This window comes from Methylobacterium jeotgali, assembly GCF_022179345.1.
Classification (GTDB): Bacteria; Pseudomonadota; Alphaproteobacteria; order Rhizobiales; family Beijerinckiaceae; genus Methylobacterium; species Methylobacterium jeotgali.
This window is the reverse complement of sequence record NZ_BPQR01000032.1, coordinates 1-11378: the sequence shown is the minus strand read 5'-3', so window position 1 is coordinate 11378 and position 11378 is coordinate 1. Positions and strand designations below refer to the sequence as shown.

Annotated in this window: 10 protein-coding genes; 6 read left to right on the top strand and 4 right to left on the bottom strand. The window is 72.9% G+C overall.

Annotated features, from left to right (window positions below):
- Window positions 1-583: 583 nt before the first annotated feature.
- From MFF04_RS10095 to MFF04_RS10085, 3 genes are all read right to left on the bottom strand, one after another.
- A complete protein-coding gene (locus tag MFF04_RS10095) occupies window positions 584-1000 on the bottom strand; it encodes a hypothetical protein (protein WP_238275529.1) in 417 nt (138 codons plus the stop codon).
- Entirely contained in the window at window positions 997-2625 is a 1629-nt protein-coding gene (locus tag MFF04_RS10090) for an acyl-CoA synthetase (RefSeq protein WP_238275527.1), read from the bottom strand. The genes MFF04_RS10095 and MFF04_RS10090 overlap by 4 nt, the downstream gene beginning before the upstream one ends.
- Before the next feature lie 69 nt (window positions 2626-2694).
- Window positions 2695-3411, bottom strand: a complete 717-nt coding sequence (locus tag MFF04_RS10085; RefSeq protein ID WP_238275525.1) for a DJ-1/PfpI family protein — start codon at window positions 3409-3411, stop codon at window positions 2695-2697.
- 221 nt (window positions 3412-3632) lie between these two features.
- Here MFF04_RS10085 and MFF04_RS10080 point away from each other — a divergent pair, with 221 nt between their 5' ends.
- The 4 genes from MFF04_RS10080 to MFF04_RS10065 all read left to right on the top strand — a co-directional run bounded on the left by MFF04_RS10080 (window position 3633) and on the right by MFF04_RS10065 (window position 8838).
- Entirely contained in the window at window positions 3633-5357 is a 1725-nt protein-coding gene (locus MFF04_RS10080) for an ArnT family glycosyltransferase (protein ID WP_238275523.1), read from the top strand.
- Complete coding sequence (locus MFF04_RS10075) at window positions 5354-6091, top strand: glycosyltransferase family 2 protein (protein WP_238275521.1); 738 nt, start codon at window positions 5354-5356, stop codon at window positions 6089-6091. The genes MFF04_RS10080 and MFF04_RS10075 overlap by 4 nt, the downstream gene beginning before the upstream one ends.
- A gap of 15 nt (window positions 6092-6106) precedes the next feature.
- A complete protein-coding gene (locus tag MFF04_RS10070) occupies window positions 6107-6451 on the top strand; it encodes a lipid-A-disaccharide synthase N-terminal domain-containing protein (protein WP_238275519.1) in 345 nt (114 codons plus the stop codon).
- Window positions 6452-6633: 182 nt separating this feature from the next.
- Window positions 6634-8838, top strand: coding sequence for a TonB-dependent receptor (locus MFF04_RS10065; protein WP_238275517.1), 2205 nt, complete (start codon window positions 6634-6636; stop codon window positions 8836-8838).
- Window positions 8839-8847: 9 nt separating this feature from the next.
- Here MFF04_RS10065 and metC read toward each other — a convergent pair whose 3' ends face one another.
- The gene (gene metC, locus MFF04_RS10060) at window positions 8848-10053 is read right to left on the bottom strand and encodes a cystathionine beta-lyase (RefSeq protein ID WP_238275515.1); all 1206 of its coding nucleotides are present in this window, start codon (window positions 10051-10053) and stop codon (window positions 8848-8850) included.
- A gap of 182 nt (window positions 10054-10235) precedes the next feature.
- On the opposite strand from metC, the gene MFF04_RS10055 reads away from it, so the two are divergent.
- Complete coding sequence (locus MFF04_RS10055) at window positions 10236-11024, top strand: Crp/Fnr family transcriptional regulator (RefSeq protein ID WP_238275513.1); 789 nt, start codon at window positions 10236-10238, stop codon at window positions 11022-11024.
- A gap of 118 nt (window positions 11025-11142) precedes the next feature.
- On the top strand, window positions 11143-11355 hold the full coding sequence (locus MFF04_RS10050; protein WP_238275512.1) for a hypothetical protein: 213 nt from the start codon (window positions 11143-11145) through the stop codon (window positions 11353-11355).
- Window positions 11356-11378 lie beyond the last annotated feature (23 nt).

Below are 11378 nucleotides of genomic sequence, written 5' to 3'. Positions count from 1 at the left end.
CGCGACCCCGTGGCGGCCCTCAACACCCGGTTGTGGAAGCGTTCCGGTGCCGGCGGCCCCCTGCGCCGCCTCGGGGACGCCGTCTACGCGCTGGCCGAGGGCGAGGCCTGAGGCGAGGTCCTCCCGCGGCTAGGCGGCGACGGATGCGCTCTCGTCACGGCGAGCCCGATGGCGGGATCGGCCGCTTCCGGCGGGACGTGCCGTCGAGTCTCGGAAGGTTCAGTGGGGCCGCCGCGGTCCACGAGGGCATCGACGCTCTCGACGATGGTCGCCGCCCCGGTCTTCGGGGCCGCCCCGATCTCCGATGTGTGATGGCCCCGCCGCTGCCGGAGCGGCCCGCTTTCGGGCGCGAGGGGAACGCCGCCGTAGGGCGATCGGAACGCCCGGCCCCACGCCATCATGTGCGGATCACGCGCTCGGGGCCCCGCGCAGGCCGCTGCGAGCACGACCCGCCTCTCCCGAGAGGCGTGGCTTGCCCATGGAATCCGGGCCAGGGGGGTATCGGAGAGGACGGATCCGCGCTCAGGTTCGGCGGTCTCCGTCCCGAGTCCGCCGTCACGCCGCCGCTCGCGGCCGCGGGCCGTCACGGCCCGGCCGGAAGGCAGCCGTCGATGGTGCGCCAGGCCCGCTGCGGGCTCCGGTCCTCGCCAAGGAAGGCGGGTTCCGTCCGGATGATCACCTCGGCGCCGCGCCCCGCCCGGCGGATGTCCATGTCGAGCCAGGGAGCCGGGGCGGGGCCGAACAGGCCCGTGTCGCGGGCGGTGATGCGGATGGCGGCGGCGCGGGGATCGCTCATCCGCACCGCACCCGGATGGGCCCGGTCGAGCGTGGCGAAGGCGCAGGCGGCGAGCCGCGCCGGGTCGACGGCGGCCCGGCGGACGAAGGGCTCGGCGGTTGCCGGCGCGGCGCCGAGCAGGAGGAGGGCGGCCGCGAGCGGCGGCGTGCGGCGATCCAGGGAGCGCGTGGGCGTCCGGAGCGGAGCCGGGCGGGCCGGGCTCACAGCGCCCGGGCCCGCTCGCGCAGGAGGTACTTCTGCACCTTGCCGGTCGAGGTCTTGGGCAATTCGCCGAACACGATGTGGCGGGGCAGCTTGTAGCCGGCGAGCCGCTCCCGGCACCAGGCGGTGAGCACGTCCGGCTCGACCTCGGCGCCAGGCTTCAGCTCCACGAAGGCGCACGGCGTCTCGCCCCAGCGCTCGTCGGGCTTGGCCACCACCGCGGCGGCGGCGACGGCCGGGTGCTTGAACAGCGCGTCCTCGACCTCGATCGAGGAGATGTTCTCGCCGCCGGAGATGATGATGTCCTTCGAGCGGTCCTTGAGCTGCACGTAGCCGTCCGCGTGCTTCACCCCGAGATCGCCGGAGCGGAACCAGCCGCCCCTGAAGGCGGCCTGCGTCGCCTTCGGGTTCTTGAGGTAGCCGCGCATCACCACGTTGCCGCGAAACATCGCCTCGCCCATGGTGGCGCCGTCGGCGGGCACGCTCTCCCCGGTCTCGGGATCGCGCACGTCGAAGCCCTCGAGCACCGTGTAGCGCACGCCCTGGCGGGCCTTCTTCGCGGTGCGCTGGTCGGGCGGGAGCGCGTCCCACTCCTCGTGCCAGGCGTTGACGACCGCCGGGCCGTAGGTCTCCGTGAGACCGTAGAGATGGGTGACGGCAAAGCCCACCTCGCCCATGCCGGCGAGCACCGCCTCCGGCGGCGGGGCGGCGGCGGTGAAGAACGCGACGCGCCGGGGCAGGGGGCGCCGCTCCTCTTCCGGCGCGTTGATGAGGAGCGACATCACGATCGGCGCCCCGCAGAGATGCGTCACGCGATGCTCACTGAGCGCCGCATACATGGCCGGCGCCCTGACCTGCCGCAGGCAGACATGGGTGCCCGCCGCCACCGACAGGGACCAGGTGAAGCACCAGCCGTTGCAGTGGAACATCGGCAAGGTCCAGAGATAGACCGGGTGGTGGCCCATGGCTCCCGTCACCACGTTGCCGAGCGCCAGCAGCGCCGCGCCGCGGTGGTGGTAGACGACGCCCTTCGGGTCGCCGGTGGTGCCCGAGGTGTAGTTGAGCGAGATCGCGTCCCACTCGTCCTCCGGCATCAGCCAGTCCTCGTCGGCATCGCCGTCTGCGAGGAGGGATTCGTAGTCGAGGCTGCCGATCCGCTCGCCGGGGCCCGTGTATTCGGGGTCGTCCACGTCGATGACGAGGGGTTGGACGGACGCCTTGTCGAGGGCGGCGCGGGCGGTTCTGGAGAACTCCCGGTCGACGATCAGCACCTTCGCCTCGCCATGGTCGAGGCAGAAGGCCAGCGCCTCCGCGTCGAGGCGGGTGTTGAGGGTGTTGAGCACGCCCCGCGTCATCGGCACGCCGTAGTGGCACTCGAGCATCTCGGGGGTGTTGGCGAGGAGCACCGCCACGGTGTCCCCTCGGACGATCCCCCGGCGGCGGAGCGCCGAGGCCAGCGCGCGGGAGCGGGCGTAGAACTCGCGGTAGCTGCGGCGCAGGCGCCCGTGGATGATCGCCGTCCGGTCCGGATAGGTGCGCGCCGCCCGGTCGAGATAGGAGAGGGGGGTGAGGGGCTGATAGTTCGCCGGGTTCTTGTCGAGATCCCGGTCGTAGATCGTGCCGCCCATCGTCGCTCCCTCCATCCTTTTGGGGAGCTTAGAGCATTTTTCGCGGGCGGCGGTATCGCTTCGCGGCGCTCAGGATCCCGGCTCCGGCCTCGCCCAGTCGGCCGGCGCGACGGGGGCTTCGCCGATCTCCGCGACGATCGCCTCCCGCGCCCGGCGGCTTCCCGCGAGGCGCGCCCGCGTCAGCGCCAGCACCTCCGGCGGCGCGGTCTCCGGATCGCCCGAGGCGAAGGGCGGGGCGGGCGCGTATTCGAGGTTGAGCTGGAGGCTCTCGGCGAGCGGCCGCCCGGCGATCTCGGCGGCGAGCGTCAGGGCGAAGTCGATGCCCGCGGTGACGCCGCCGCCGGTGACGAGGTTGCCGTCGCGCACCACCCGCTCGCGCACGGGCACCGCCCCGAAGGCGGAGAGCAGGTCGAGGGCGGCCCAGTGGGTCGTCGCCCGCTTGCCCCTCAGGAGACCCGCCGCGCCGAGCACCAGCGCACCCGTGCAGACCGAGGTCACGAAGCGGGCACCCGGCGCCCGGGCGCGCAGGAAGTCGAGGGTCGGGGCGTCGGTCAGGAGCGCGTTGATCCCCGCTCCGCCGGGCACGCAGACCACGTCGAGGGGCGGGCAGCCGGCATAGGTCGTGGTCGGGCTCAGCCGCAGCCCGGTGCTGCTCGCCACCGGATCGGGCCCGGCCGCGACGAGCGCGACGCTCGCGCCGGGGATCATCGCGAAGACCTCGTAGGGCCCGGTGAGGTCGAGCTGCTGCACCTGCGGGAACAGCAGCAGGCCGATCCTGACGCTCACGCGCACCTCCCGTTTCGGACGCCCTCAGGATGGAAGCCGCCGGCGCCCGCGGCAAGCGCGGGATCGGAGGGCGCCCGTCATTTGACAATCCCGGTCGGATCATCGACACGGCCCGGCGTCGCGGCGGGGGCGGGCGACGGCCTGTCGCGGGCGCTTGCGAGACGAGACCTCTTCATGAGCGCCGCACCCGCCATCCCCGCCGCACCTGCCCCGGACCCGCGGTGACGTCGCTTGCGGACCCCGCCACGGGATCGGCGGGCGGCGCCCCGGAGCGCGCCCTCGCGGCGCTCTCGGCGAGCCACCTCCGGGCCTGCGCGAGCCTTCTCCTTCTCTGCCTCGTCTGCTTCCTGCCGGGCTTCGCCTCCCTCCAGCCGATGGACCGGGACGAGCCCCGCTTCGCCCAGGCCACGAAGCAGATGCTCGAGACGGGCGACCTCGTCGACATCCGCTTCCAGGGGGAGGCCCGGCACAAGAAGCCGGTGGGCATCTACTGGGCGCAGGCGCTCGCGGTCTCGGCGGGCGAGGCGCTCGGCGTCCCGCAGGCGCGGCGCACCATCGCGCTCTACCGCATCCCCTCGCTGATCGGCGCGAGCGCGGCGGTGCTGCTGGCCTACTGGACGGCGCTCGCCTTCCTCGGCCGCCGCGGGGCGCTGCTGGCCGCTGCCCTGTTCGGCGCCTGTCTGATGCTCTCGGCGGAGGCCCGCCTCGCCAAGACCGACGCGCTGCTCTGCGCCTGCACCACCGCCACCCTCGGCGCGCTCGCCCGGCTCTGGCTCCGCCGGGGTGAGGCCGACCCCCTCGGGCATGGCGGCCGCCTCGCCCTCTGGGGCGGCATGGCCCTCGGCATCCTGGTGAAGGGGCCGATGGTGCCGTTCTTCGCCGGACTTCCCGCGCTGGCGCTGTGCCTCCACGCGCGGGACTGGCGCTGGCTGAGACCCGCCCGGCCGCTTCCCGGCCTCGCCCTGGTGGTCGCCGTGGTGGCGCCCTGGTTCCTCGCCATCGCCTGGAAGAGCGGCGGCGCCTTCTTCGCGGAGGCCGTGGGCAAGGACATGATGGGCAAGGTCGGCGGCGGGGCCGAGAAGCACTTCGCGCCGCCGGGCGCCTATCTCGCCGCCTTCTTCGGGACGTTCTGGCCGGGCGCCGCCTTCGCGGCTCTCTCCGTCCCCTTCGCCTGGCGGGCGCGGCGGAGCGACCCCGTCGCCTTCCTCCTTGCCTGGATCGTGCCCGCCTGGATCATCCTCGAGCTCGTGCCGACGAAGCTCCCCCACTACGTGCTGCCCCTGATGCCGGCGGTGGCGATCCTCGCGGTGCTGGCCCTGCGCGAGGGCGCCCTGACCCCGCAGCGCCGGGGCGCCCGATGGGTGGCGCTGCTGGTGCCGGCGATCCCCGCGGGTCTCGCCATCGGTCTCGCCGTCGCCGCCTGGAGACTCGACGGGGCGCTGCCCGTCGCCGGGCCTGTGCTGCTGCTCGCGGCCTCGGCGGTGGCCGTTCTCTCCTGGCGGAGCCTCTCCACTGGCGCGGCCGAGCGGGCGATGACCCTGGCGGTGCTGGCGGCCCTCCTCGTGCCCGGCGCCGTGTTCGGGCTGACGCAGGCGCATCTGCCCGCCCTCAAGGTCTCGCCGCGGCTCGCCGCGCTCCGCGACGCGCTGCCCTGCCGGGATCCGCTCGTCGCGAGCCTCGGCTACCGGGAGCCGAGCCTCGTCTTCCTCGTCGGCACGGATCTCGCCATGCTCAACGACGGGCCTGAGGCGGTGGCCTTCCTGCGCGGGGGCGGCTGCCGCCTCGTCTTCGTCGAGAGCCGCTTCCAGGTGGGCTACGATGCGGCGGCGCAGGCGGCGGGCGCGGGGCCCCGAGAGGTCGGCACCGTCTCGGGCTTCAACATCAACGGCGGCCGCCCGCTCTCCTTCCGGGCCTACGCGACGATCCCGGAGGCGCCTGGACGATGAGCGATCCGCAACTCCCGCGCCTCACCGTTGTGGTGCCGGTGAAGAACGAGGCCGGCAACATCGCGGGCCTCGTCGCCGAGATCGAGGCCGCCTGCGCCGGGCTCTCGCCCTTCGAGGTGATCTACGTCGACGACGGCTCCACCGACGCCACCCCGGCGGCGCTGGAGACGGCGCGTGCCGGTAGGCCCTGGCTCCGGGTGCTGCGTCATGCGCGCAGCGCCGGCCAGTCGGCGGCGGTGCGCAGCGGCGTTCGCGCCGCCCGCGCGCCGGTCGTCGCCACCCTCGACGGCGACGGCCAGAACGATCCAGCCTTCATCCCCGTTCTCTACGCGGCGCTGGAGGAGGGCGGCCCCGGCGCCGGCCTTGCCCAGGGCCAGCGCACCGGCCGCAAGGACGGGCGCCTGAAGGGCCTGCAATCGCGCATCGCCAACGGCGTGCGCGGACGCATCCTCCGGGACGGCACCCGCGACACCGGCTGCGGGCTGAAGCTCTTCCGCCGGGACGTCTACCTGCGGCTGCCCTATTTCGACGCCCTGCACCGCTTCATGCCGGCGCTCACCGTGCGCGAGGGCTACCGGGTCGTGCACCGGGACGTGGTCGACCGGCCCCGCCACACCGGCGTCTCGAACTACGGGCTGTTCGACCGGCTCTGGGTCGGCATCCTCGACCTCGCCGGGGTCTGGTGGCTGATCCGCCGCAAGCGCGCGTCGCCCGCGGTCTCCGAGATCGAGTGAGGGGAGGGCTGAGCGATGCTGATCGAGATCGCCGACCACCTGCGCGACTACGTCTACGACGTGTTCGTGACGCGCTTCGACTTCTGGCTGGTGTTCGGCATCCTCGCCCAGCTCGTGTTCGGCTCGCGCTTCATCCTGCAATGGCTGGCGAGCGAGCGGGCGGGCAGGAGCGTGATGCCGCTCTCCTTCTGGTTCCTGTCGATCGCCGGCGGCCTGATGACGCTCGCCTACGGTCTCGTGCGCCGGGAGCCGATCATCATCTTCGGCCAGGGCCTGTCGACGGCGATCTACCTGCGCAACCTCGCCCTGATCTTCCGCGAGCGGCGCAAGCCCGCCGGACCGGCACCGCCCGAAGCGTGACACCGATCCGCCAAGATCGGGCGGTCCCTATATAAACTATAGATTTGAACTATTACAAATCTATAGCGTTGATCTTCGGCAACATGGCCGAAGCTTACGCTCGATCGCGTGATCGGCCGCATCACATTGTCTTGCGTCGACTTTCGGACATCGCATAACCGGCCCCGAGCGAGGGGCAGGACATGGCGCGGGCGACGAGGACGGGACGGCGGGCGACGCGCGGTACGGCCCTGCTCGCGGGGCTGGCGGCGGTCGGCCTCCAGCCCGGCGCGGCCGGTGCCCAGGGTGCCCGCCAGGACGCTCAAGAGGCTGTGGTGCTCGACCAGCTCAGCGTCGAGGGCGCCGGAGCGGCGGCCGCCCCGCGCAACGGCGTCGTCGGACCGCCCCCGCCGGCCTATCCCGGAGGCGTCGTCGGCTCGGGCTCGCGGCTCGGCCTCCTCGGCAACCGCAACCTGTTCGACCAGCCGTTCAGCGCGACGAGCTACACCGAGACGCTGATCCGCAATCAGCAGGCGCGCAACGTCCAGGACGTGGTCAACAACGACCCCTCGGTCCGCACCAACGTGCCGGCCTTCTCCGGCATCCTCGGCTTCTTCGTGCGCGGCTTCCCGGTCTTCGCCCAGGACATGGCCTTCAACGGCCTGTTCGGGGTGGCCGACAACTTCAACCCGGCGATCGAGCCGATCGAGCGCGTCGAGGTGCTGCGCGGCCCCTCGACCCTGCTCTCGGGCGTCCCGCCCTTCGGCAACATCGGCGGCCTCATCAACCTGATCCCGAAGCGCGCCCTCGACGAGCCCTTGACCCGCGTCACCCTCGGCTACGGCTCCGACGCGCAGGTCTACAAGGCGATCGACGTCAGCCGGCGCTTCGGCGAAGCCAAGGAATGGGGCATCCGCTTCAACGGCGCCTTCAACAACGGCCGCACGCCGATCGACAACCAGAGCGTCCATTTCGGCGTCGCGGCGCTCGCCCTCGACTACCGGGGCGAGCGCTTCCGGGCGAGCCTCGATCTCGGCCATCAGGAGCTCGACTTCACCTCGCCCCTGCGCAACCGCAGCGTCGCCGCGGGCGTGCGCATCCCGCGCGCCCCCGACCTGACCCTGAATCAGCACCAGCCCTGGGAGTACCGCGACAGCGCCAGCCAGCAGCTCGCCACCCGGGTCGAGTACGACTTGACCCCGGACCTCACGGTCTACGGCGCCTATGGCCGCTCCAATTTCCGCCAGGAGTATTTCGGCGGCGTTCTGACGATCTTCAACGCGCGGGGCGACTACCGCGACCCGATCAGCTACCTGCCGTTCCACATCGTCAACGACACCGCGGAGGCGGGCCTGCGGGGCACCCTCCAGACCGGCCCGGTCAAGCACAGCTTCGGCCTCGCCGCGGTCGGCTTCTGGCAGAACCTCGCCCAGCCGCCGGCCCAGACCGTCGGCGCGACCATCGTCTCGAACCTCTACGATCCGGCCACCGTGGCCCCGCGCTCGACCATCGGCCTCTCGAACGCGACGCCGCGTACCTCGAGCCGCATCAACCGCAGCATCGCCATCGCCGACACCCTGTCGATCCTCGACGACCGGGTGCTGCTCACGCTCGGCGGCCGCTGGCAGGGCCTCGACGTCAACGCGTACAATCCCGTCACGGGCTTCCGCACCGGCACGAGCGAGAGCGGCGCCTTCTCGCCGGGCCTCGGCCTCGTCGTGAAGCCGGTGGAGCGCCTCTCGCTCTACGCCAACTACATCGAGGGCCTGACCTCGCCGGCCCCGCCGGTGAACGCCGTCAACGCCACCGCCGCCTTCCCCGCGGCGGTCTCCCGGCAGACCGAGGTCGGAGCGAAGTACGACTTCGGCACGGTCGGCGTCGGCTTCGCCGCCTTTGAGATCGAGCAGCCCTTCGGCTTCCTGAACGCCGCCAACGTGTTCTCCGTGGACGGGCGCCAGCGCAACAGCGGCGTCGAGCTGACCGTGTTCGGCGAGCCGGTGCCCGGCATCCGCCTGCTCGGCGGCGTCAGCCTGCTCGACGGGGTGCAGGTGCGCGCCCAGGATCCGCGCAACCTCGGTCGGACGGCGGTGGGCGTGCCCGACGCCCAGGTGAACCTCTACGCCGAGTACGACCTGCCGCCCTGGCTCGCCCCCGGCCTCAGCCTCACCGGCCGGGTGATCTACACGGCGGCGCAGTACTACGACCTCGCCAACGCCCAGAAGATCCCGGACTGGGCGACCCTCGACCTAGGCCTGCGCTACGCCACCACGGTCCACGACCGGCCGCTGACGCTGCGCGCCAACGTCCTCAACGTCACCGGCAACAATTACTGGGCCTCGACGGGCCGGGGCGTCCTCAGCCAGGGCGCGCCGCGCACGGTGCTGCTCTCGGCGAGCGTCGACTTCTGACGGGCGCGGTCAGGTCGCCTCGCGCAGCCGCGCGAACCCGGCCTCGAGATCGGCCTTGAGGTCCTCAGGCTCCTCCAGCCCGATGTGGAAGCGCAAGGCGGGGCCCCCCGGCGCCCAGCGCGTGGCGGTGCGGTAGACCGTGCAGTCGAAGGGGATGACGAGGCTCTCGAAGCCGCCCCAGGAGAAGCCCATCCCGAAGAGCTCGAGGCCGTCGAGCATCGCCGCCACCGCCCGCTCCGGCACCGGCTTCAGGATCACCCCGAAGAGCCCCGAGGCCCCCGCGAAGTCGCGGGTGAAGATCGCGTGGCCCGGGTCGTCGGGAAGGCCCGGATGGAGCACCCGCAGCACCTCCGGCCGGGCCTGTAGCCAGCGGGCCATCTCGAGGCCCCGCCGCCCGTGCTCGGAGAGCCTGAGCGCCATGGTGCGCAGGCCGCGGAGCGCCAGGAACACGTCCTCGGGGCCGGGGCACATGGCGAAATGGTCGTAGGTGCGCCGCAGCGCCGGCCAGTGCGCCTTGTTGGCCGAGGTCAGGCCGAGGAGCAGGTCGGAGCCCCCGGACAGGTACTTGGTGCCGGCCTCGACCGCGATGTCGACGCCCCGCTCGTGGGGCGGAAACAGCAGCGGCGTCGCCCAGGTGTTGTCCATGATCACCGTCGCGCCCTTGCCGTTCTCGGCGCCCCGCGCATGCACGGCCTCGGCGATCGCGGGCACGTCCTGCATCTCGAAGCTCTGCGAGCCCGGCGCCTCGACGAGCACCGCGCGGGTGTTCTCCCGCATCAGCGCCGCGATGCCGGCCCCGGCCAGGGGATCGTAGTAGGTGATCTCGACGCCGTAGCGGGCGAGCACGCCGTCGCAGAACTGGCGGGTCGGCCGGTAGGCGGAATCGGTGACGAGGAGGTGGTCGCCCGCGCTCACGCTCGCCATCAGCGCGACGCTGAGCGCGGCGAGCCCGGAGGGGGTCGCGACGGTGCCCGCGGCCCCCGCGATCTCGCTCCAGGCCTCGGTCAGCGCGTCGACGGTCGGCGTGCCGACGGTGCCGTAGCTGTAGCGGGCGCGCCGATGCTGGAGATCGTCGTAGCTCGGGAACAGCACCGTCGAGCCGCGGTAGATCGGCGTGTTGACGAAGCCGTGCTGGCTCGCCGGGTCCCGGCCGGCATGGACGAGGCGGGTGCCGGGGCCGAAGCGGGAGAGGTCGCGGGGCTTGCTGCTCGACATGAGGTCCGGGTGCACTCCTGGCGCGGCGGGCCGATGGTTGCGGCGCAGCGAAGCCCCTCGCGGGAGCCAGGTCAAGCGGGGCCGGCGCAAGCGGGGCTGGCCGAGCGGATGGTCGAGGGCGTTGCCGGTTCCCGCGCGGGCGCTAGCTCCGCCCTCGAACCCGAAGAGCTCCGCCGATCGCGATGTCCGACACCCCGACGCTTCCGGCCCCGGCCGATGCCGCCCCGATCATGGTTTCGGAGAGCAACCCGCTGATCCTGAAGCTCCGGCGCAGCGGCCAGCTGCGGGAGGAGGACGAGCCGGTGCTGCGCGACCTCTGCACGCCGATCCGCCGGATCCCGGCCGACCAGGACGTGGTGCGGGAGGGGGATTCGGGAGCCGACGTCCACCTCGTCCTCGACGGGGTGCTCGCCCGCTACAAGCTGCTGCCGGAGGGGCGCCGCCAGATCATCGGCCTGCTCCTGCCCGGCGATTTCTGCGACCTCCAGTCGGTGATCCTCGGCGAGATGGACCACAGCATCGCCGCCCTCGCCCCGAGCACCATCGCGGAGGTCCCGCAGCGGATCGTGGACGCGCTGACGCTCAGCCATTCCCGCATCGCCCGCGCCCTGTGGTGGGCGACCCTCGTCGACGAGAGCGTGCTGCGGGAGTGGCTCGTCAACATGGGCCAGCGCCCGGCCGATCGCCGGGTGGCGCATCTCGTCTGCGAGCTGCTCCTGCGCTTTCAGGTGGTCGGCCGGGCGGAGGAGCGGGCCTGCGAGATCCCGCTGACCCAGACCGAGCTCGGCGACATCCTCGGGCTCACCAACGTCCACATCAACCGCGTCCTCCAGGACCTGCGCGGGCGGGGGCTTCTGACCGTGCGCGGGCGCCGCTTCGAGGTGCCGGACGTGGCGGCGCTGCGCGCCTTCTGCGGCTTCGATCCGGCCTACCTGCATCTGCGGCCGGCGCGGCGCCTCGAAGGCGGCTGAATGCCGCGGCGCAGGCCGAAGCGGGGCCGTTCTTGATGGAGATTAAGGAGCCGGCCAAGGAGCCGTGGTCTGCTCGGCGCCGCTGGACGTCCGATCCGGCGGGGAGGGACCGCCGGGCATGGCCGAAGGGGAGCGCCGGAGGCACGCGGGGCCGTGCTACCGGCTGATCGTGATCGGCCCGGACGGCGATCCCGTGAGCAGCGAGCCGCTCGCGGCCGGCGGCGACGACGAGGCCATCGGGCTCGCGCTCTCGCGCCTGGCCGAGCACGCCGCCGAGCTCTGGGACGGGACGCGCCTCGTCTGTCGCCTGGCGCCGTCCCTCTTCCAGTAGCGGAGCGCCCCCCCCCCCCCCCC

Excerpts from the sequence above, each read along its gene's own strand:
- MFF04_RS10070 (WP_238275519.1), top strand. The coding sequence starts at position 6,107 with ATGCTGATCGAGATCGCCGACCACCTGCGCGACTACGTCTACGACGTG.
- MFF04_RS10050 (WP_238275512.1), top strand. The coding sequence starts at position 11,143 with ATGGCCGAAGGGGAGCGCCGGAGGCACGCGGGGCCGTGCTACCGGCTG.
- MFF04_RS10065 (WP_238275517.1), top strand. The coding sequence starts at position 6,634 with ATGGCGCGGGCGACGAGGACGGGACGGCGGGCGACGCGCGGTACGGCC.
- metC (WP_238275515.1), bottom strand. The coding sequence starts at position 10,053 with ATGTCGAGCAGCAAGCCCCGCGACCTCTCCCGCTTCGGCCCCGGCACC.
- MFF04_RS10075 (WP_238275521.1), top strand. The coding sequence starts at position 5,354 with ATGAGCGATCCGCAACTCCCGCGCCTCACCGTTGTGGTGCCGGTGAAG.
- MFF04_RS10090 (WP_238275527.1), bottom strand. The coding sequence starts at position 2,625 with ATGGGCGGCACGATCTACGACCGGGATCTCGACAAGAACCCGGCGAAC.
- MFF04_RS10055 (WP_238275513.1), top strand. The coding sequence starts at position 10,236 with ATGTCCGACACCCCGACGCTTCCGGCCCCGGCCGATGCCGCCCCGATC.